Annotated in this window: 38 protein-coding genes; 2 read left to right on the top strand and 36 right to left on the bottom strand. The window is 67.8% G+C overall.

The genetic code is table 11. The features are described from left to right. Positions 1 to 80: 80 nt before the first annotated feature. From ACRRRO_RS00320 to ACRRRO_RS00190, 27 genes are all read right to left on the bottom strand, one after another. Entirely contained in the window at positions 81 to 311 is a 231-nt protein-coding gene (locus ACRRRO_RS00320) for a hypothetical protein (RefSeq protein WP_434080842.1), read from the bottom strand. Next, positions 308 to 520 (bottom strand): hypothetical protein, encoded by a 213-nt coding sequence (locus tag ACRRRO_RS00315; RefSeq protein WP_424797758.1) that lies wholly within the window; start codon positions 518 to 520, stop codon positions 308 to 310. Before ACRRRO_RS00315 ends, ACRRRO_RS00320 begins: the two co-directional genes overlap by 4 nt. A 189-nt stretch (positions 521 to 709) precedes the next feature. Next, a complete protein-coding gene (locus tag ACRRRO_RS00310) occupies positions 710 to 1,084 on the bottom strand; it encodes a hypothetical protein (RefSeq protein ID WP_434080876.1) in 375 nt (124 codons plus the stop codon). Between the two features lie 720 nt (positions 1,085 to 1,804). Further along, positions 1,805 to 2,302, bottom strand: coding sequence for a hypothetical protein (locus tag ACRRRO_RS00305; protein WP_424797755.1), 498 nt, complete (start codon positions 2,300 to 2,302; stop codon positions 1,805 to 1,807). Positions 2,303 to 2,453: 151 nt separating this feature from the next. Next, positions 2,454 to 2,699 (bottom strand): hypothetical protein, encoded by a 246-nt coding sequence (locus ACRRRO_RS00300; RefSeq protein ID WP_434080875.1) that lies wholly within the window; start codon positions 2,697 to 2,699, stop codon positions 2,454 to 2,456. A 445-nt stretch (positions 2,700 to 3,144) separates the two neighbouring features. Beyond that, positions 3,145 to 3,531 carry a hypothetical protein gene (locus ACRRRO_RS00295; RefSeq protein ID WP_424797753.1) on the bottom strand — a complete coding sequence of 129 codons (387 nt, stop codon included), beginning with the start codon at positions 3,529 to 3,531 and terminating at the stop codon, positions 3,145 to 3,147. Then, positions 3,532 to 4,536, bottom strand: a complete 1,005-nt coding sequence (locus ACRRRO_RS00290; protein ID WP_434080874.1) for an HIT family protein — start codon at positions 4,534 to 4,536, stop codon at positions 3,532 to 3,534. 108 nt (positions 4,537 to 4,644) lie between these two features. Beyond that, entirely contained in the window at positions 4,645 to 4,911 is a 267-nt protein-coding gene (locus ACRRRO_RS00285; RefSeq protein ID WP_424797749.1) for a hypothetical protein, read from the bottom strand. Further along, positions 4,908 to 5,468, bottom strand: a complete 561-nt coding sequence (locus ACRRRO_RS00280; protein ID WP_434080873.1) for a hypothetical protein — start codon at positions 5,466 to 5,468, stop codon at positions 4,908 to 4,910. The genes ACRRRO_RS00285 and ACRRRO_RS00280 overlap by 4 nt, the downstream gene beginning before the upstream one ends. Further along, positions 5,465 to 5,803: a hypothetical protein gene (locus tag ACRRRO_RS00275; RefSeq protein ID WP_424797747.1), complete on the bottom strand. Its 339-nt coding sequence runs from the start codon at positions 5,801 to 5,803 to the stop codon at positions 5,465 to 5,467. The genes ACRRRO_RS00280 and ACRRRO_RS00275 overlap by 4 nt, the downstream gene beginning before the upstream one ends. Beyond that, positions 5,800 to 6,147: a hypothetical protein gene (locus tag ACRRRO_RS00270; protein ID WP_434080872.1), complete on the bottom strand. Its 348-nt coding sequence runs from the start codon at positions 6,145 to 6,147 to the stop codon at positions 5,800 to 5,802. The genes ACRRRO_RS00275 and ACRRRO_RS00270 overlap by 4 nt, the downstream gene beginning before the upstream one ends. Then, the gene (locus ACRRRO_RS00265) at positions 6,144 to 6,329 is read right to left on the bottom strand and encodes a hypothetical protein (RefSeq protein WP_424797745.1); all 186 of its coding nucleotides are present in this window, start codon (positions 6,327 to 6,329) and stop codon (positions 6,144 to 6,146) included. Before ACRRRO_RS00265 ends, ACRRRO_RS00270 begins: the two co-directional genes overlap by 4 nt. 539 nt (positions 6,330 to 6,868) lie before the next feature. Further along, complete coding sequence (locus ACRRRO_RS00260; protein ID WP_424797743.1) at positions 6,869 to 7,102, bottom strand: hypothetical protein; 234 nt, start codon at positions 7,100 to 7,102, stop codon at positions 6,869 to 6,871. Next, positions 7,099 to 7,305: a hypothetical protein gene (locus tag ACRRRO_RS00255; RefSeq protein WP_424797742.1), complete on the bottom strand. Its 207-nt coding sequence runs from the start codon at positions 7,303 to 7,305 to the stop codon at positions 7,099 to 7,101. The genes ACRRRO_RS00260 and ACRRRO_RS00255 overlap by 4 nt, the downstream gene beginning before the upstream one ends. Further along, on the bottom strand, positions 7,298 to 7,471 hold the full coding sequence (locus ACRRRO_RS00250; RefSeq protein ID WP_424797741.1) for a hypothetical protein: 174 nt from the start codon (positions 7,469 to 7,471) through the stop codon (positions 7,298 to 7,300). Before ACRRRO_RS00250 ends, ACRRRO_RS00255 begins: the two co-directional genes overlap by 8 nt. Continuing rightward, positions 7,464 to 8,330: an AAA family ATPase gene (locus ACRRRO_RS00245; protein WP_434080871.1), complete on the bottom strand. Its 867-nt coding sequence runs from the start codon at positions 8,328 to 8,330 to the stop codon at positions 7,464 to 7,466. Before ACRRRO_RS00245 ends, ACRRRO_RS00250 begins: the two co-directional genes overlap by 8 nt. After that, entirely contained in the window at positions 8,327 to 9,031 is a 705-nt protein-coding gene (locus tag ACRRRO_RS00240; RefSeq protein WP_434080870.1) for a PD-(D/E)XK nuclease-like domain-containing protein, read from the bottom strand. Before ACRRRO_RS00240 ends, ACRRRO_RS00245 begins: the two co-directional genes overlap by 4 nt. A gap of 1 nt (position 9,032) precedes the next feature. Further along, on the bottom strand, positions 9,033 to 9,164 hold the full coding sequence (locus ACRRRO_RS00235; protein ID WP_434080869.1) for a hypothetical protein: 132 nt from the start codon (positions 9,162 to 9,164) through the stop codon (positions 9,033 to 9,035). Beyond that, positions 9,161 to 9,325: a hypothetical protein gene (locus tag ACRRRO_RS00230; RefSeq protein ID WP_434080837.1), complete on the bottom strand. Its 165-nt coding sequence runs from the start codon at positions 9,323 to 9,325 to the stop codon at positions 9,161 to 9,163. The genes ACRRRO_RS00235 and ACRRRO_RS00230 overlap by 4 nt, the downstream gene beginning before the upstream one ends. Next, the gene (locus ACRRRO_RS00225) at positions 9,322 to 9,459 is read right to left on the bottom strand and encodes a hypothetical protein (RefSeq protein WP_424797737.1); all 138 of its coding nucleotides are present in this window, start codon (positions 9,457 to 9,459) and stop codon (positions 9,322 to 9,324) included. Before ACRRRO_RS00225 ends, ACRRRO_RS00230 begins: the two co-directional genes overlap by 4 nt. A 111-nt stretch (positions 9,460 to 9,570) precedes the next feature. Further along, complete coding sequence (locus ACRRRO_RS00220) at positions 9,571 to 9,789, bottom strand: hypothetical protein (RefSeq protein ID WP_424797736.1); 219 nt, start codon at positions 9,787 to 9,789, stop codon at positions 9,571 to 9,573. Continuing rightward, entirely contained in the window at positions 9,786 to 10,463 is a 678-nt protein-coding gene (locus ACRRRO_RS00215; protein ID WP_434080868.1) for a pentapeptide repeat-containing protein, read from the bottom strand. Before ACRRRO_RS00215 ends, ACRRRO_RS00220 begins: the two co-directional genes overlap by 4 nt. Positions 10,464 to 10,565: 102 nt before the next feature. Continuing rightward, positions 10,566 to 10,766: a hypothetical protein gene (locus ACRRRO_RS00210; protein ID WP_424797733.1), complete on the bottom strand. Its 201-nt coding sequence runs from the start codon at positions 10,764 to 10,766 to the stop codon at positions 10,566 to 10,568. Next, a complete protein-coding gene (locus ACRRRO_RS00205) occupies positions 10,763 to 11,005 on the bottom strand; it encodes a hypothetical protein (protein WP_434080867.1) in 243 nt (80 codons plus the stop codon). The genes ACRRRO_RS00210 and ACRRRO_RS00205 overlap by 4 nt, the downstream gene beginning before the upstream one ends. Positions 11,006 to 11,119: 114 nt before the next feature. Beyond that, positions 11,120 to 11,587 carry an HNH endonuclease signature motif containing protein gene (locus ACRRRO_RS00200; RefSeq protein ID WP_424797731.1) on the bottom strand — a complete coding sequence of 156 codons (468 nt, stop codon included), beginning with the start codon at positions 11,585 to 11,587 and terminating at the stop codon, positions 11,120 to 11,122. Continuing rightward, entirely contained in the window at positions 11,584 to 11,805 is a 222-nt protein-coding gene (locus tag ACRRRO_RS00195) for a hypothetical protein (RefSeq protein WP_424797730.1), read from the bottom strand. The genes ACRRRO_RS00200 and ACRRRO_RS00195 overlap by 4 nt, the downstream gene beginning before the upstream one ends. After that, a complete protein-coding gene (locus ACRRRO_RS00190) occupies positions 11,805 to 12,044 on the bottom strand; it encodes a helix-turn-helix domain-containing protein (protein WP_424797729.1) in 240 nt (79 codons plus the stop codon). The genes ACRRRO_RS00195 and ACRRRO_RS00190 overlap by 1 nt, the downstream gene beginning before the upstream one ends. 94 nt (positions 12,045 to 12,138) lie before the next feature. Between ACRRRO_RS00190 and ACRRRO_RS00185 the strand changes: the two genes are divergently transcribed. Beyond that, complete coding sequence (locus ACRRRO_RS00185) at positions 12,139 to 12,393, top strand: helix-turn-helix domain-containing protein (RefSeq protein ID WP_424797728.1); 255 nt, start codon at positions 12,139 to 12,141, stop codon at positions 12,391 to 12,393. On the opposite strand, the gene ACRRRO_RS00180 is transcribed toward ACRRRO_RS00185, so the two are convergent. The 5 genes from ACRRRO_RS00180 to ACRRRO_RS00160 all read right to left on the bottom strand — a co-directional run bounded on the left by ACRRRO_RS00180 (position 12,390) and on the right by ACRRRO_RS00160 (position 15,090). After that, on the bottom strand, positions 12,390 to 13,040 hold the full coding sequence (locus tag ACRRRO_RS00180; RefSeq protein ID WP_434080866.1) for a tyrosine-type recombinase/integrase: 651 nt from the start codon (positions 13,038 to 13,040) through the stop codon (positions 12,390 to 12,392). The genes ACRRRO_RS00185 and ACRRRO_RS00180 overlap by 4 nt on opposite strands. Further along, positions 13,030 to 13,611 carry a hypothetical protein gene (locus ACRRRO_RS00175; RefSeq protein ID WP_434080865.1) on the bottom strand — a complete coding sequence of 194 codons (582 nt, stop codon included), beginning with the start codon at positions 13,609 to 13,611 and terminating at the stop codon, positions 13,030 to 13,032. The genes ACRRRO_RS00180 and ACRRRO_RS00175 overlap by 11 nt, the downstream gene beginning before the upstream one ends. A gap of 343 nt (positions 13,612 to 13,954) precedes the next feature. Beyond that, positions 13,955 to 14,137 carry a hypothetical protein gene (locus ACRRRO_RS00170; RefSeq protein WP_434080864.1) on the bottom strand — a complete coding sequence of 61 codons (183 nt, stop codon included), beginning with the start codon at positions 14,135 to 14,137 and terminating at the stop codon, positions 13,955 to 13,957. A 132-nt stretch (positions 14,138 to 14,269) separates the two neighbouring features. Beyond that, a complete protein-coding gene (locus tag ACRRRO_RS00165; protein WP_424798046.1) occupies positions 14,270 to 14,530 on the bottom strand; it encodes a phage holin in 261 nt (86 codons plus the stop codon). 26 nt (positions 14,531 to 14,556) lie between these two features. Further along, on the bottom strand, positions 14,557 to 15,090 hold the full coding sequence (locus tag ACRRRO_RS00160; RefSeq protein WP_434080863.1) for a hypothetical protein: 534 nt from the start codon (positions 15,088 to 15,090) through the stop codon (positions 14,557 to 14,559). Positions 15,091 to 15,339: 249 nt separating this feature from the next. Here ACRRRO_RS00160 and ACRRRO_RS00155 point away from each other — a divergent pair, with 249 nt between their 5' ends. Next, positions 15,340 to 15,462: a hypothetical protein gene (locus tag ACRRRO_RS00155; protein WP_434080862.1), complete on the top strand. Its 123-nt coding sequence runs from the start codon at positions 15,340 to 15,342 to the stop codon at positions 15,460 to 15,462. 58 nt (positions 15,463 to 15,520) lie between these two features. On the opposite strand, the gene ACRRRO_RS00150 is transcribed toward ACRRRO_RS00155, so the two are convergent. The 4 genes from ACRRRO_RS00150 to ACRRRO_RS00135 form a co-directional block, all read right to left on the bottom strand. Next, positions 15,521 to 15,679 (bottom strand): hypothetical protein, encoded by a 159-nt coding sequence (locus ACRRRO_RS00150; protein ID WP_424798044.1) that lies wholly within the window; start codon positions 15,677 to 15,679, stop codon positions 15,521 to 15,523. Between the two features lie 16 nt (positions 15,680 to 15,695). Next, entirely contained in the window at positions 15,696 to 16,112 is a 417-nt protein-coding gene (locus ACRRRO_RS00145) for a hypothetical protein (RefSeq protein ID WP_424798043.1), read from the bottom strand. Next, a complete protein-coding gene (locus ACRRRO_RS00140) occupies positions 16,102 to 16,542 on the bottom strand; it encodes a hypothetical protein (RefSeq protein ID WP_424798042.1) in 441 nt (146 codons plus the stop codon). Before ACRRRO_RS00140 ends, ACRRRO_RS00145 begins: the two co-directional genes overlap by 11 nt. Before the next feature lie 428 nt (positions 16,543 to 16,970). After that, positions 16,971 to 17,414: a hypothetical protein gene (locus tag ACRRRO_RS00135; protein ID WP_434080861.1), complete on the bottom strand. Its 444-nt coding sequence runs from the start codon at positions 17,412 to 17,414 to the stop codon at positions 16,971 to 16,973. Between the last annotated feature and the right edge of the window lie 2 nt (positions 17,415 to 17,416).

The following is a 17,416-nucleotide window of genomic DNA, read 5'->3' as shown; positions in this document are numbered from 1 at the left end:
GTCGTGTTTGCGTTTGCACATCTCAGCCAGCGACGGCACGACATACCGCTTCCGGCAGGTGGGGCAGGTCCACTGGTCAGTCATCGCGGCCCGCCTCGCTGCTGATGCGGAGCCCGAGTTGGTGCAGTCCGGTAGTGACGTATGGCGCCTGCCCGAGTGGGGGAATCGAACCACATCGGACTCTCGTCATCGTCGGAGCTGATAAGGCCCACGGCGAGTGCCCAGTGGGCGACCATGCCGCCGTCGGGGTCCTCGTCGGCCAGGTGGGCGCGGATGGCGTCATCGAGCGCGGCTCGGGTCTGGTCACTCATCGCTGCGCCTCCGGCAGTGGCCCGAGCAGGTAACTGTGCGCATTGTCCAGTTCGGCGCCCAGATAGGCGTTCTCCTGCTCCAACGCCACGGCGATGTCACGGGCCTGGTCGCGCTGGCCAATAACGGCGGCCACTCGGCGTTCAGCGTCGTCTAGGCGGACCCAGGTGGTTCCGTCCGCCCCGGTAAACCAGTGGTTATTCACTTCCATGGCAACCTCCGCAAGATCGGCCCGACAAGCGTCCAGGCGAAGTGGAGCGCCAGCGGGTGCAGTGCCCGATGTAAGTCAAGGAACGCGCCGACTATGGTCGGTTCCATCGGCCCCTGCCATGCGCAGGTTGCGCACTTGTTGCTCACGTCCATCTCGGCTCCTGTCTCGGTTCGGCTCGGGTTTGGTCGCTCACCTGGCCTCCTGGTGCTGTAGCAGGTGTGCGTGGACGTCCGTGGGGTCGAGTCTGGCCACCACCACGCGCTCGGTGACGATGGCGATGGGGACGGTCTGCCGGCAGTCGGGGCAGGTCCACTCGGCGTGCGCGGTGGGTGGGGTGTCGTCGGGGCTGGGGTCAGGGTTGCGGCGGCCGTGGGTGTGCCCGAGTAGGTAGGCGGCGCAGGAGACGTAGGCGACGATGGCGAGGGCGGTCAAGGTCAGGATGGCGCTCACCACCCCACCTCCCTCATCGGTTCCGCAACCGGCGTGGGCATCGGGCCGAGGGTCGGTGGTGCGGAACTTGACCTTGTGCGTGTCGGTGAGCGACTGCCGCAGCGCGTAGTCCATTGCGTGTCTCCAGGTTTCTTTCTGTGCCACGTGGATCGCGTGGAGCGCCTCTGCGACCCATACCCAGCCGGGGTCTGGGTCTGCCGGCTTGCGTGACACTCGCCATTTGCGCTCTAACGGCCCAGAATCACACGGGTGTAACTCAGTGGCGGGTTGGGGGTCCCGAGCCGCTCCTGGCCCGGTTTCTGTCGTCCTGGCGTGGTGTTTGGTCGTGTCGGTCATCGCCCGATCCCTTCTCGATGCAGCATGTCGAGGTCCATCTGCGTGATGCGCCCGGTGGCGGCGATGCGGCACATGACCTCGAACAGGGTGTCGTTCACCCCGAAGGTCTCCAACTGGGCTGCCTGGCGGAGCCGCTTGGCGGTGATGTCGTCGGGTGCGCCGAGGGCTCGGAGGCGGTTGAGTTCGGCGCGGGTTGCGGTCCAGCCGTTGAGCCAGCCAGTCGCGGTAGGGCTGTAGGCGCTGGGTCACGCTTCCCTCCAGGTGGTCTCGGTTGCCGGTGTGGTCCATCGGGCAGGTGCGCCGGTCCGGGTGGCAGTCCGGGCAGTGCGGCAGCAGGCACACCTCGCACGACTGGCACCCCTCGTGACCTTCGTTGCGGGCGAGGGCCTCTCGTCTGCGGCGGGCCTTACGGCGGGTCTTGGCGCTCATCAGAACCTCACTTCCTGGTCAGTCAGCACCAGCCGGATGGTGTGGTGCCCTCTCGGTGTCTTGCCGGTCTCACGCCGCCTCCTTCGGGTCGGTGCCGTGCGTGTCGGCGGCGTACACGGCGAGGGCGTAAGCGGCCCACACATCGGCGCGGAAGCCGTAGAACCAGCCGGGGTGGCGCTTGGTGCCTTTGCCGTGGTTGGGGGCGCCTGGGGCGAATCTGTCGACGAGGGCTTGGCGGATGTTGGAGTCTTTGGCGCGGGCGGTGTGGCAGTGGTGGAGTTTGACCGGGTGGCGCTTGATGAGGGCGGCGTGAACGTCCCATTGGCGGATCATCTGGTGGAAGCGGCCGATCCACACGCAGGTCTCGAAAACGTCTGCGCCGACGGCCATGCCGTAAGAGGCGACCATCTCGATGACGGCTTGGTCGAAGTTGAGTGCCCCGAGGCCGATCTCGGCCAGGAGGTCGGGGTTGGTGCTCTTGTCGAATTCCAAGGGCCGGCGGGTGGTGGTGTCGATGACGACCCATCCGGATTCGGTATTGCCGGGATCAATCGCTAGCAGTCTCACTGTGGACACCTCCTTGGTGCTGGCAGCCGTCACAGCCGTGGAATGGGCAGAGGTTGCAGTGGTCAGCCATTGCGCACCTCCTCGAACGTGGCGCCGTCGAGGATGGCTTGCAGTTCCTCACGGACGTAGCGGTAGTCCCAGTTCTCGACCATCAGCCCCACCTGCTCGATAACGCGGTGGACGGTCTCGGTCTCGGCTCGCAGCTCGGCGTAGTCGGCTGCGACCGCAATCGCTCGGCCCGCAGTTCGGCGCTCTCCTGCTCCAGCGCCACGGCGATGTTGCGGGCACGGTCGCGGTCGGCCAGCGCACCCTGGTAGGCGCTCCAAGTGTCGTCCTCGCAGGCTGTGATCCAATCCAGCGGCGGGGTCTGGCCAGTCGGCGGGTACAGGTCAGTCATGGTGGTCTCCTGCGGCTCTGGTGGGTGCGTCGGTGTAGTCGGCGGGTAGTCCGCGTGGTGCGTCTTGGTGGGTGGTGCCGGGTGGCCATGCTCGAGTGGCGAGATATTCGGCGCGACAGTTAGGGCATGTTCTGGCGCTTGCGTATTCGTGTCCGTAAACGCCGCATCGGGATTCTTTGGGCATTGTCTAAACCTCATTATCTGGGAATTGTTGTTCTCCTGCGCGTTACGTAAGGCAAGATGATCTACCCATGTCTCCCACCTCTTCGTTAGTCCGTCCGTCCGTACGTACGTAGGAGTCGCACCTGGGAGTCCCACCTGGGAGACCGTTGCAATGGCGCGGATTGTGGGAGCCGGTGTGGGAGCCTGGTTTGGGAGGGTTGCGGGAGGCGCCTGGGAGCGTTCTGGGAGGATTGTGGGAGAGTCTGGGAGGCGGTCGGGAGGGTCACGCGATCCTCGCTTTCCAGCATCCACAGTCCGCTCCGTGGTGCCTTACGCAATTCCCTTTTGCGCTAGCCCGCTTTTTGTCTTGATGAATCTGCGTGGCCACTGCTGACACTTGTTGCCGGTCTGCGAAATTGCGCACCGTCCACCCTTTCGGGTTAGGGTCCACTAATCCCGCGTCCACCATTGTTTCCATATCCCGCTTACTCGCGTGGACGAACGGCAGTGCAGCGAACGGAATGTGCCCGTCCGTGCCATTGCCGACGCTGTAGGCGATGCAGCAAATGTAGGAGAAGGCGATAGCGCGCCCGTCCTCATACCCCAGCAGGTCGAGGATCTTGTCGTGAGAGGCGATATTGGTGTCGAGCCGCGCCCACTGGAGGGCCATTTACGCCACCGCCTTCGCCCTCGGCGGGGCCGGCGTGGCGAGCGCTGTGACAAGGCGGTTGAGGTAGAACGCGGCGCGGTCGTTTTGGTCGCCGAGTTGCAGCCAGGCCCATTGTTTGCCGGTGGCGATTTCGGCTATGTCGGTGGCGATCTTGGCGGCGTTTTCGTGGTCTACGACCTGGGCGCCGGTGCTGTAGTGGTAGGCCACCAGATCGCCGTCTGGTCGTCGGTAGAGCGTGACTCGGGATGTCATTGCCGCCTCCATTCGGGGTCGTCTGCGCGGATGAGTTGTGAGGGCCGGTACCACTGCCCGGCGACTTTCAGCAGCCGCACGTAGGGCGAGTTCTGCACGGCTTCGACGGTGCCGACTTGGCCGGTGTGGCGGATGATGACGGTGGTTTTGTGGTGTATGCGGTCGTGGTGTTTCATGCCTGCCCCCCGCCGTGGTGGAGCCGGGCGAGCGCGGCGAGGGCCAGCGCGTCCTCGTCGGTCGCGTGGTCGCCTCGGCGCGGGCAGCGGCCTGTTGGGGCGTCCACGGCAGTGGCAGCCCATCATCGGCGCGCCGTGGCACGTAGTGGACGTGGACGTGCTCGACGGTCTGTGTCGCGGCTGGGCCGGACGAGGTGATGAGGTTGAAGTCCTCGCCGCGATCCTCAGCGTGCCGCACTGCCGAACGCATCGCTTCGGCAACCGCGTCAGCGTCCGGGTGCTTGGTGTGCCACTGTGGCACGAACAGCATGTGGCCCGGCGTGACGGGATTGAGCGGCTCGAAGTGGACGACAGTGGGGGCGCCACAGTCGTCGCGGTGGTCGCCTCGCTGGATGCGGTCGCAGAACGGACACTCGGTGAGGGCGTCGTCGGTGACGGACGGGCGGGACGACTCACCGGGCACGTACAGCACCGTGACCGGCAGCAGCGGCTCTACGCGCTGGACCGCGGCGGGCAGGTACCAGGCACCCGTGTGGACGCTGCGCTGCATGACCGCGATACCGGGGAGGGTCCACATCGCTGTCGTGCAGGACAACGCTTCCGACCGGTAGCGCGTCGATCTGCTCGGCGGTGGTCAGGGTGTCCCCCACTTGCGGGGTGACGGACGGGCGGTCAGCGGCGGTCATCAGTCCTCCTCCCACGTGCGCGTCCAGCCGGGGAACAGGTCTGTGCAGTCCCTGGTCTCTCCGTGCACTTCGACGTGCGGGCCGTAGTAGGAGAGGCCGTCTGGGGCCATGACGACCCAGAAGAATTCGTGACGGCGGCGGTGGTGGAAGCACCAGCGGTCGCCCATGGACTCCCGGGAGTGCTCCTTCATGCGGGTGCCCGACATGGCGAACCCGTCGCCACTCGTGCACCAGTCGGCCCACCGCTCGGTGGTCTCAGCGGTCATTGGTCAGTTCTCCTTGGTGGTGTCGGTGGGGGCCGCCGAGAGGACGGCACGGACTTCGCCGGTGAGGACCTTCGTGTTGCCGCGCAGGGGCAGGCCCCACTCCTCCGACCCGCGCGGCGGTCGGTCTCATCGAGGAAGGCTTCGACGGCGGTGAGGCGGGCGGCGAGGGCGTCGCGCTGGTGCCGGTACTCCACGCCTCGCGCGGCGAGCCGGTCGGCTGTGTCGTTGGGGTCGATGCCGAGCAGATCCTCCAGGTGGTCCGGCTCCCGGTACGGCTCGTCGGACGCCTCGGCAATGATCTGTGCGACGTCGGCCCGCAGTGAGTCAACCAGCGACTTATGTTCGGCTTCAACGGCGGTGAGGCGGGCGTGGTACCGGTTGGCCTTCTCCCGCCAAGTCTCGGCGCGCTCATCCTGCTCTTGGAGCGCCCAGAGGTTGGTACGGAGCCGCTCGATCTCGCTAATGGCCTTCTGTAGGTCGTCGTTGGCTTGGTGCCAGCGGGCCTTCCAGTGGCGCTCGGCGGATGCGTAGCCGTCTTTGAAGCGGTCGCCGGTCACTGGTCGGTCCATTCGTCCATGTGGGCGAAGATGCGGGCGAGGGCGAGCATTTTGCGGCCAGGGCGGTCATACGTGGCGGAGTGCTCCCAGTGGCGCCCCGTGGTGCCCCATGCGACGTGGCGGCGGGTGATGGTGGGCTTGCCGTCGCGGGCGGTAAATGCCTCCAGGTCAGCCACGCTGCGCAGGGTGACGGTGGCGATGGGGTCGGGGTCGGCGTGGTGGCCTTTGATGTGCACTTCCAGGGGGTCGAGTTCGGCGGCGTCGAGGATGGTCTGCACCTCGGCCTGGGCTCGGGCGGTGGTGCGGTCGCCGGTGAATAAGTCGGGGGCGGTCACGTCGTTGTTCCTTCCTTGATGGCCTCGACGTCGAGGCCAAGTTCGCGGCCCCTGTCCATGGCGAGGGCTAGGGCTTGGGTGTCGCCGTTGCGTGCTTGGTAGGTGATGTGGCTGGTGACGAGGGTCTGGGCGAGGCACTTGTCGCCGTAGATGGGGTGCTCGCCCTGGGGGAAGCCGCCGATGCGCAGGCTGATGGGGTCGTAGCCGTGGTTGATGATGCTCAGCAGGTACCCGTTGGGCTCGGTCGTCCCGCACGAAGGGCACTCGGCGGGCTGTCGTTGGGTCTTGCGTTCTTGCTCGCGGCGGTCGTATTCGCCGAAGAGGTCGGGCTGCACCGCGCTCATGCCGGTACGCTCGCGATCCACACGAGTGCGTAGATGACGGCGACCCAGGCCAGGACACCGAGCGAGCCGGCGAGTAGGTGGCCGAGTGCGCGGGCGGGGTTGGAGTCGCGACGGTCGAGGGGGCGGGCGGCCTTGTTGCCGAAGTAGGGGGCGGGGCGGCGGGAGTGGAGACGGTGGCTCATGAGTCGGCCCCCGCTTCCAGTTCGACCGGCGTGCAGCCGCGCCAGTGCCAAGTGTTGTCGTGCCCTTCGGGTAGTGCGCAGGGTTGGCAGCGGAAGCCCTTGCCTTCCCGGAGCGCGCCCGGTCGGTGCCAGGTGTTGTCGCACGGCGAGCCACACGGCTCCTTGTCCGGATCCAGGTAGGCGGCTTGGAGGTCGGGTCGGGCCATGCGAAACTCAGGCCGCAGCCGTAGCAAGCCGCGTGGTCGGCGTCGGTATCCGTCTCACTGCCGCACGATCCACAGGCGGGCGCCTGGTGCTCGGCGTCGGGAAGTCTGTCCTGGGCGCTCATCGGGCCGGGGTTGGAACCGCGGCGGTCGATGGGCCTCATTGGTCGGTCCACTCTTGGCGCCCGGTCAATTCTTGGTACCCGCTGCAGTCGCACCACTTGGTGATCGTGTTGATGCCCATGAAGGTCTGGCCGCGCGTCTGCCAGGTGTGCCGACATTCGCGGGTGCGGTGACGTGACTTCGGGTGCCCGCAATTCGTGCACGGTTTGCCCCTCATCGCCCCGCCTCCTCGATCAGGTGGTCGGTGACCGAGACGACCCGGAACACGTGGTGGGAGTGAGGGCCGGGGTCTCCACCGAGTGCCGCGTTGGCCTTACTGATCGCCTGTTGCTTGGTCGCGGCCACCACGGTGATCGGCCTTGCCCGGTCCCACCGGGTGTGGAAGTACGGATCGTCGCGGCGGGCGACGTACTTCATCTCAAACCGAAACAGGGGCTCAGCGCTCATCGCAGTGCCTCCTCGATCCGGTCCTGTGCCCACGCCAGCGCCACCAGGCCGGTGCCGGACGGGTCCTGCCCCACCTCGGCCTCGGACTCAGCGCGCAGGTCGGCTTCGGCGTCGATGAGGCGGTGGGAGGGGGTGCCCGGGGTTGGTGGGGTGAGCCAGCCGGTGTCCAGGTAGCCGGTGGTCGGGTCGGTCGGGTCAGGCATCGTCGCCCCCGATCACGGCTAGGTGCGCCGTCGTGCGATCCGCCTCGGGGTCATAGGATGCGGACTCCACCTTGTGGAACTCGCCCTTGAGGTTCGGACCCATCGGCCCGCTGCTGGCCAGCGACTCACGCACATCGCCGGGGTAGTTGATCTTGATGTCAGGCATTGGTTGGCTCCTCAGTTCCCGCCCACTCATAGGCGGCGTCGTTCAGGGTTGGCTCAGGGGGGGGCAGTTCATCCGGGCGCACCGCATCCGGTGCCGGCTGGTGCGCGTCGGGGTCTTCCTTGCGCGGGATGTAGACCCGCTCAGCGCCGTCGATGTTCAGCGACCGGAAGAACTTGTCCAGGTCGAAGTTCGCCGGGTCTTTGGGGGCGAACCCGTGGGCGGGTACGTCGAATGCAACGGTGCGCACCCCGTTGATGAACGGCTCCCGAGGCTGCTTCCAGGTGATGATCGCGTCCACCTCGTAGGCGAGGTTCTTCTCTGCATCGACCTTCCACTCCTTCTCGGCGGTCGGCTTGCCGTTGCGCATCACCGTGACCTCGTTGTACCGGGCGGTGAAGATCGACGGGCCGGCGTTGCGGCGGGCTGCGTCGATGACCTTGCGCCAGCGCTTCTTAGCCGAGTTCCACTGGTCGATGGTGATGGTGTCCTTGCCGCGCTTGCGGCTGATGGACTCCTGCTCATCGGCCAACAGGCCCCACAGCTCGGTCATGGAGTCCAGGACCAGGACCAGGGCGTGCGGCTTGCCGTTCGGGCGGGGCTGGTCCACGGCCCACTCGACGGCGGCGAGGATGTCTGCCCACGATCCGTCGTGCTCCACGATCTCGTAGCGGGCGCCGGGGATCGCTCCATACTGGTCCGCTGACCCTTCACCGATCTCGATGAAGAATGTCCGGTCGATCAGGTCGGAGGCCGAGAATGCGGAGGCGGTGTAGGACTTGCCGCACTTCTCTCGTCCGGCCAGCAGCACCAGCGGCCAAGATGCCTTGCCGGTGGGCTTGCGGGTGCGTCGGGTGCTCATGCTGTGATGTCCTCTAGGTAGTCGATGCCGGGCAGGTAGAAGCCGGGCGGGGCGAGCGCGTGGGTGCCTGGTGGGTAGGCGTGCCAGTTGCCGGTTCGCAGGGCCTCGGCGTGCCGGGCGAGGATCAGGTCCAACTTCCGGTTGCCACCCTCGATCCAGTCCTCGTGCGCGATCTGCACCACAAGGACGCCGTAGGGCGGCTCGACCTCCACCCAGATCTGAACCATCGGCCCGGTGCGGTCGCCTCGGGCCAGTTCGATCAGGCGCCGGTACATGGCGGCCTGTAGGTCGTAGTGCAGGTTGGAGATTGTGCGGCGCACCGCTTCGGGGGATGCGTCGGCGGTGCTCTTGATGTCCACGGGGAACGTGCGGGCGCCCTTGACCTTGTGCGGCAGGTAATCGACCTTCCCGCGGATCTCCACACCAGTGGCCGGGTCTGTGGCGAACAGGGGCACCTCGGCCTCACCGGGTAGGTCCAGATATCGGCGGGCGTCAGCGTTGCCCAGCACCTCGGCTGCGGCGGCGTGGGCCTGCATGATCTGCCCGGCCTTAAGTGGGATATTCCCGGCCTCGCGCTGCTCAGCAACGAACGCCTTAGCCTCGGCGGTGGACAGCGCCCCGTTCTTCGAGAGGATGTCGGCGGGGATTTCCACCATCTGCCCACCCTTGCCCAGGATCACTTTGTGGATCGCGTGACCCATGTCAAACGCGGGGCTTGTCCACCCGGTGCGACAGTGCGCGCTTGTAGTGGGCGGGGGAGCGTAGGTACTCCTTGCCGGTGGAGTAGGACAGTGCCGGGTGTGCGTGGTACTCGGCGTCCGACAGCGCACTCACAGCGCCCCCTCCGCCCGCGCCTTGCGCGCCAGGTCCCCAGCCGCCGCGTCGTCGGCCTCGCGTTCGGCGTCAGCCCATGCCTGCGCGTCGATGTCTTCGGCGCCGACCTGGCCGCACTGGATGGCCTCTATCTGCGAGTCGCTGAGGTGTCGGTGCATCACCACGAGTCCGCTCCTTCCTTGCGCTCGGCCCTGCGTCGGTCGCCCTCGTCGCGGAGGTAGTCGGTGCGCATGGCGTCCAGGTCGATATAGCCGTCGTCGTCGGTGTAGTCGTCGGGGTCGAGGTGGGGTCTCATCGCCACCACCCCCGCCCCAGCAGGCACGTGATGCACTCGGCTACCCCGGTCACGTCGTCCACGTCGTCTTGCTGCTGGGGCTGACCGGGGCGTCGCAGCGGCGGTGGCACGTCATCGCCCCGCCCTCTCGTCGCGCTCCTGCACAGCGGTGGCCCAGTCCTGGAACAGGTCGTAGGCCAGCCCGTCCTCGTCATGCTCGAGCAGGAAGCCGATGGTCTGAAGCGCCATCGTCACGGTGGGCTGGTCGGTCGGGTCGGGCACGGTGCGCAGCGCTCGTGCGGCGCGGTTGTAGGTGCACTCCACTGATGGGTTGTCGTCGGTGGTGCTCATTGGTCGATCCCTCCCGGCCCCACGAGTGCGAGGCGCTTATCCCGGCTGCGGATGAACGCGTTCAGCCGGTCACGCTGCTGGTCGTATGCGGACTCGGCGGGGGTGGCCGCGAGTTGGGCCATGGCGCGCTCCTTCTCGGCCTGCCACATGGCGCGGGTGGCGTCCCAGGTGCTCATCGATCGCCCCCCTCTTCGCGAGCCCAGTGCGCCACGGCCGCCAGGTCGGCCGCGTGTGCGGCAGCGTGCGCGTCGCACACGTCTGCCTGCCAGCGCGGCCAGCAGCGGGCGACGGCGGGCGACCTCCTCACCCCGGGCTTCCGGCCAGTCGTCATCGGAGGCGATCAGCGTCCGCAGGTCCTGCACGGTCCCGGTCCAACAGCCGATGGTCAGGCGCCACCCATGGCAGGTGGGCACCAGTGTCGCCTGGTAGGGGTGTAGGCCGGTGATTTGCAGAATGCCCCCGACCGCGTCCCGCAGGTCCGCGCCCCGCAGGTTCGCGCCCCGCAGGTTCGCGCCCCGCAGGTCCGCGCCCCGCAGGTTCGCGCCCCGCAGGTTCGCGTCCCGCAGGTCCGCGCCCCGCAGGTTCGCGCCCCGCAGGTCCGCGCCTGGTGCGGATGGCCGGACGCCTCGGGTGCGTGCTGTGCGCAGGGTGTCTGCGATGGTGGTGGTGCTCATCGCCACCACCCCCGCCCCAGCAGGCACGTGATGCACTCGGCCACTCCGGTCCGGTCGTCCACGTCGTGCTCACCGACCGGGGCGTCGCGCAGCGCTGGCACCTCATCGGGACTCACCACCCGGCAGCGTCCCGGTGGCTAGCACGGTTGCGTCGTAGATGGGCGTGTCCGACTCCTGGCGCCACTGACGGCCGGCGGTGTATGGGTCCAGGAAGTCCTCGACCGGCGCGTCGGCGTGCGGGGTTGGCTCGTCGCGGCCCAGGCCGAGCAGTTGGGACAGGGACGGGAAGCGGAAGCGGCTCATGCTGCACCGCCCACGGCGACCGGGGCGAGGGGGGGGTATGCGGACACGTCCCCGGCCAGGGTGGTGGTGGACCAGTCGATCAGTCCGTCGCGGATGGTGACCTTGGCGCGGTCGGGGTCGCCATCGGGGCTGACCGTGTTGAAATCGGCGTCGGACAGGATCGACAGCCAGGCTCTGCGGGAGCCGGACAGGGCCGCGGCCAGTGCGCCGGGGGAGGGTGTGTGTTGTGTGGTGGTCACGGTACGATTCCTTTCGTTGGGTGAAGGTCAGCCGCTCTGTCAGGGGAGGCTGGCCTTCGCTTTCTGTCTGGCCCGGTGCGCCGGGGTCGGGGGTCACCCGTGCGCACCGGGGGCTTAGGAGGCGCGCTTTCGGTAGCGCCGCACCGGGTTCCCCTCAGCGGCACGCCGGGCGCGCCACTGCTCGCGGCGTGCAGCGGAGTCCTCGCGGGCGCATGTCTTGCACTGACGGCGATTGCCGCGCCAGCGAACGTTCTCGCCTTCGAGCGGGTGGCCGTACTTGCAGTGCGTGACGGTCGCGGCGAACCGGGCCACGTTGACCACTCCGGTCACCGCCTCCAGGTGCTGCGGGTTGCAGCACGACTTGTTCATGCACAGGTGATCGATCTGGAGGCCGGAGGGGATCGGCCCAACGAATGCTTGGTACGTGAGCCTGTGAACGGACTTGGACACTCCGTCCACAGCCCACTGGCCGTACCCGCGAGAGTTATGCGCCGCTGTCCAGACCCAGCACCCCGCCTTGGGGCACTCGGTGACCTTGGACCAGAACCGCTCGGTCAGCGTGTCCAGGGTTACGGCGGTCATGCCGACCTCCGCTGCTGCCGCTTGGCCGACAGGTCGGTCATACTCAGCGGGTCGGTGCCCTTGTGGCGAGACTCGTATGCGTCAATGTCAGCGGGGTCGAAGCGCCACAGGCGGCCCACCTTGAAGCCACCGAACGTCTCAGCGTTCTGACGTATCCACTCGACCGGACGCTGCCAGCGGGCTGCCAGGTCCTCGGGGGTGAGCCTGGTCGTTGACATCAGGCGCTCGCTTTGAGGGTGAAGGCGTCCGGGATGAGCGAGGCGGGTGAGACTCCGAGCGCGTCGGCCACCAGGGCTATTTCAGTGAAGGTGAACTCCGAGCGGCCCAGCAGTTTGCGGCTGAGGGTGGAGTAGGGGATGCCGGTCACCTCGGCGATTCGCTGCTTTGTCTGGCCTTGGGTGACTATCGCCTGCGAGACGTTGCGAGCGACCTCTCCGGCCATTCGGTGTGTATCCATACGGTGACAGTACCCCACCAATGGTGACGTGCAACCATGTGGGTACACCTATTTGGTTACACACTGTTACCGCAGTGGTGCTACAGTGCACCACATGGAGACAACGTCCGAACGCTTCAATGCTGCGGTAGGCGCACAGATGCGCGCCGAGATAGCCGCCCACGGCTATAACGTCAAGTCCGCCGCCGAGGCGATGGGCATTGCTCGCGGCGTGTTGATCCGCTACCTAGAGGGTCAGCGCAACATTCCGATATCGGTCGCGGCCAGGCTCGCGGACCTCCTCGAAATGCCGCTATCCACGCTGATCCAGCGGGCCGAGGATCGCGCCGCGACCAAGACTGACGACTAGCCTTCGATCTGCGGCGCGTCCTGCGTGCCCGGTACGTGCGCGGCCATCAGTGCCGCTGCGCCGACCTGGGCATCGACCAGTAGGTGCGCGTAGACCTGGCTGGTGGTGTTCAGGGACTCGTGCCCTAGCCGGTGCTGGACAACCTGGGCAGGGATGCCGCCCATCAGCGACCACGACGCATTGGTGTGCCTCAGCGAGTGCGGGGTGAGATCCTTCGTGATGCCCGCGCCGGTCAGCGCACGGCGCCACTGACGCTCGCGGAACTGGCCGGGATGGATCGACCCTCCGGCGGGTGTGGTGAACACGAACTCGCTGGCATCCTTGCCCCTCATCAGCGGGGCGAATACTTCCACCTGGGCCGCGTCGAGCACGATGGTGCGCCGCCCGCGCCGGGACTTGGGGGACCCGAGGTAGCGCCCGGCGTAATTCTCTCCAGTCTTCCACGCCCGGCGCACCCGGACCGATGGCATCGCCGGGTTGAGGTCGAAGTCACGGACCTGTATGGCGGTGGCCTCGCTGATGCGGGTGCCGGTGGCGACCAGGAACAGCAGCAGTGGCCGGTAGTGGGGGTCCATGTGCTGCCAGAACCGGGCGAACTCTTCGCGGGTGAATATCTCCCGGTCAGCATCCTCGGAGTCACTCGGCATCCTCACCCCGCGTGCCGGGTTGGGCGGCGATGACGCCGAGGGGGTCCACGGCGTAGGCCAGGACGGCAGACAGTAGTCCGTGGGCGTTCTTGATCGACTTGGGCCGGTAGAACTGCACCTCGGGCACTGGCCGGCCTTCGCGCTTGGCCTTGGCGCGAGCCTTGACGGATCGCTCCGTCTCGGTGCGGCGCTGTGCAGCGACCCATTCACTGACGGCTTGGCGGGTGATGGCGTCCACTGGTAGCGGACCGAGGGAGGGTAGCCAGGTGCGCTGTGCCATGCGCAGATACTCCGGGCCGGTTCCCTTGGCCGCGTCGGCGTCGAGTGAGCGCAGGTAGTCGTCCAGCACCTCACGCAGCAGCGGCACGGTCTTGGTGTCGCGGCCGGATCGGCGCTCCAGGACGGTCAGTGCGGCCTCGGGTCCGATGCGTTCGATGAGGTCCTTCATCTCGGCGGCGCCCTCGCCGGTGCGGATGGTGGGGGTCCACCGCAGTTTGCCGTCGTGTCGATAACCCACGCGCCAGGTGGTGATCTTGCCGTCCCTGCTGGTGCGTTTCTGGATGCTGGCCATGGTCTGTTACGCCTCCGTGGATTGGGTTACGGCGCATCAGATGTTACCAAGGCTGGTTACCATGCGTTGCCGATCCGGTGCGATATGGCCTCTGACCTGCAACGATACTGGGGTGAGTGACGGGACTTGAACCCGCGACTGCAACCCATGCGCCTATGCCGTTTTAGGCAGGATATCAAGCCAACCGCCGGACAGGCCACAGGGTGCCAGACAGCACGACACGCCGGGATGTCGTTACCAAGGTAACGGCCAGCGGGCACAAGAAAGCGCCCCACCCGAGCGGCCCGTTGATGGGCTACTCGAGTGGGGGCGTTGTCGTTCGTGGGTGCGTCTAATCTGAAAGTTATGCCTGAGCGGCGGCCCTGTTCGTGGTCACAACTTTCGGGGCGTGCGCCGGTACCAGTCCGTGGGTGAGTGCCACAACCTCGGGCTCGTGGCCGGTCCTGGCTGCGATGTCGAGGCACAGCGTCCACACCAGGTCGAGTAACTGGTCGCGGCTGCGCTCACAGCCGGTCAGTGGGTGCATCAGTCCCACCAGCAGCACTCTGACGCCGCGAGCCGTGCACCGGGGCCGGTGTACTCATACCCGCACTCAGGGCAGGCGACGTGCTCGGGCCGGTCGTCTACCTGGATGCGGGGGTGGGCCAGGTGTCGCATGTCACCGGGTGCGCATCCGGGCTTCGTGCACGCCTTTGGCGACGGCGACCTCAGCCTGTAGCGGCTCCACGGTCTTGTGGGGCCGGTAGGCGGTGGCGGTGCCCAGCCCGAGTAGCGCGGCGACCAGGGCGCCCCACAGTGCGATCTCGGACTCACTGAGCAGCCCATACCCGCCAGCCACTGCCAGGGCGGCCAAGGCGACGGGGTAGAGCCAGTCGCGGACGCGGGCGGGGATCAGGGGGGTGTCGGTGGCCTTGGGCATGGGTCAGTCCTCCTCGGGTGCGGCGGTCAGGGTGTGATACGCAGGTCGGCGAGCGCTTCGGCCACGCCCTTGTCGGCGGCCTCACGCACGGCTGCGATGATCTGGGCGGGGTCGGCTCCTTGGTTGGCTGCCAGGGATGCCACGGCGGCGCGCAGGGAGGCGAGTTCACCGTGCAGCGCGGTGAGTTCGCTGGACATGGCGTGCACGCTCCGCGCCATGCGGTTCTGCCGGGCGGCGTGATTCTCGGCGGGCAGGGTGACACCGCCGCCGGTGGTGGGTGCCAAGTCGAAGCGGTGCACGGCGGCACCGGCGCGGGCGTCGAGTGCTTCACCGACGACGCGGCGTAGGTCTGCTTCGGTGGCCATGGTGAACCAATCTTTCTGTGAGGTGGTGGTGTTCTTGGTGCGGCCGAGGACGGCTGCAATGCGGGTGCGCCCGGTGGCGGCGGTGTAGCCGAGGCGATCCACTTTGCGGGTGGTCCAGGTGGAGTGCTCCAGGTGCGCGCTGGTGGGCAGGTTGAACACGTCCAGGAGCGCGCGGCGTTGCAGGTCGCCATCCACCCGTGGTAGTCGTCCTGCTGCCAGTCCGAGGCCCGCAGACCACCCTCGTACTCGGTGCCCCAGAAGTACGGGCGCCCGTTGTCGCGGGGGATGCGGCGACCGGCGAGGGTGATGGGCCCGCCAGCGCCGGAGTGGTTGGCCCAGCCCATGGTGATGATCCGGTAGACCTTGTCCCAGCCGCCGTAGCCGTTGGCGAGCGGGCCGGGGATGCCGGGGCGACCGTTGCGCACGAGGTTGTAGAACGGGGTGGTGCCGTGGGAGCGGCTGCTGACGATGTGGTGGGACATCACCCCGGCCCTGGTGGCCATGGGGGTCAGCCACCCAGAGCGGGATGCGCCTTGGCGTAGTTGGATGATGCAGTTCACGCCGTAGTCGCGCATCGCGGTCTGGATGACGCGGGCGGCGGTGAGTGCGGGGTCCCAGGGGTTGCTCACTGTTCCACCCAGTCGGTCAGGTCGGCACCGGCGGTCTCGCTGGCGGCGATGGTTGCGGGGTCGGGGTTCGCTGCCTCTTCGGCTAGCAGTTCCTCACCGTCGCGCCACACCTGCGGCGGTTCGTCCAGTTCGGGCAGGTCGATGGGTTCGGTCATGGTGGGCTCCTTGTGGTCAGGTGAGGTCTGCTGCCACGTCGGTCGGTGGCGTGGGCGGTGGGACCCCCGGCAGGTGCATGCCTGCCCATGCCAGCACGTCCCGCAGGTAGCGGACCGTGGACCGGTGGCGGACCTCGAAGGCTTCGCGCTCTTGCCGGCGCTCCCGCCGCTCCTTTGCGAGTTCGGCCTCCAGGTGGGTCACGCGGCTCTCAACGGCCTCCAAGCGCTTCTCCATGCGGTCCACCAGGCCCTCGTACTGGTGCAGGCGGAGGCGGTCACGGTCCACCTCGTTCTCGGCGGCCTTGGCGCGCCGCTCCACGCGGGTGGCGCGGTCGGTTTGTTTGGTGGACAGCCACACACCAAGGAAAGTCAGGGTCCCGGCGAGGATCGTCGCCAGCGCACCCCACACGGGGCCGGGGATATCACGCAGCATCGGCGACACCTCCCGGCGTTGGGTGCTCGACCGCTCTCACCGTCCCGTCGTCCGGCCCAGCCAGGATGATCAACAAGACCGCGAACCCCGCGTACTCCAGGGCTTGCGCCCACCCGGTGGGGGTCCCGGCCGCGCCTTCGGACATCACCCACACCACCCACCCGGCCGCGAGGGACGCGCCCCGGAAAGCGACCACCCCGACCAGGGCGGCGTATCCCAGCCGGTAGCGGCGGGTGAACGCGGCGGTGGCGGCGATGGCAGCGGCGACCACCCATTTGCCGACCTCGACCACCGGCGGCAGGTGCGTGTGGACGACACCCTCCACCGGCACGGTCGGTAGCCGCAGCCACGTAAGGGCGCCCAGGGTGAGCGCGATCCACGCGAAAACGACGAGCACCTGGCCGCGTTTCTCGAGGGGGCAGCCGGTCATTCGGGCATCCGGATCCACGACCCGACCCGGAGACCAGCAGGTCATCGGTGGTGGTGCGGGAGTGGGAGGAGTTCGCCAGACGCAGACCACCACCGGAGAGGACCTGGTAGGTCTGCGTGGTGCCACCGTTGGAGCCGATGGCGGCGCCTGCGGTGGTGGGGCGGTGCGCGGTGGGGATGGTGGCGATCGTCTGCGCAAGCGCACCCGCGGAGAAGGACACTCCCCGGATGGTGGCGCGGAAGATGAACGTGGCGGTGCCGTCAGGGCCGGTGTCGCGGACCAACTCGGCCGAGACAATGGTGGACCCGCCCGCCGGCGCCAACGCTGCCGGGCCGGTGAACACCTCCCTCGTGGTGGTCTCCGGGGTGCCCGCCAGCCTCGCCACCGGCCGCTGCGCGGTGCTGATGCTGACACCGGACGCGTTGGTGTCAGAAGCCCCGGCGGTGACCTGTGCGCGGCCGATCTCGGTCGCACCAGCCGGCAATGGCGGCACGGTGGGTGACCCACCGCTGGTGCCTTGGGTGACACCCCCCAACCACCTGGTTGTTCTCGTCTCCGGCGTCCACGTCGTTCTGGCGCACCCAGATGCGGTCCCAGCGTGACCCGGTGCCGGGTGCCGGGGTGGTGGGCACGTCCATGGGTGCGTCGTTGCCGACCAGCACCGACCCGTCACCGCTGCCTCGTGTCAGGGCCACGGCACCGGCGCCGACACGGTATGCCCACCCGGTGGTGCCGGTGATGGGCAGGCCCCAGAGGGTGCCGTGGTCCTGGAAGAGCCCACCGAGCGCGATGCGGGCACCCACTGGGGAGGTGCCCACGATGTCGTCGCCGGTGACCTGCTCACGGACAAAAAGGCCAGTATGGAACGTCATGG

This window comes from Sanguibacter sp. Z1732, assembly GCF_051020515.1.
Classification (GTDB): domain Bacteria; phylum Actinomycetota; class Actinomycetes; order Actinomycetales; family Beutenbergiaceae; genus CALKWS01.
The sequence above is the reverse complement of the archived record's forward strand: the minus strand, read 5'-3'. Positions and strand labels throughout refer to the sequence as shown.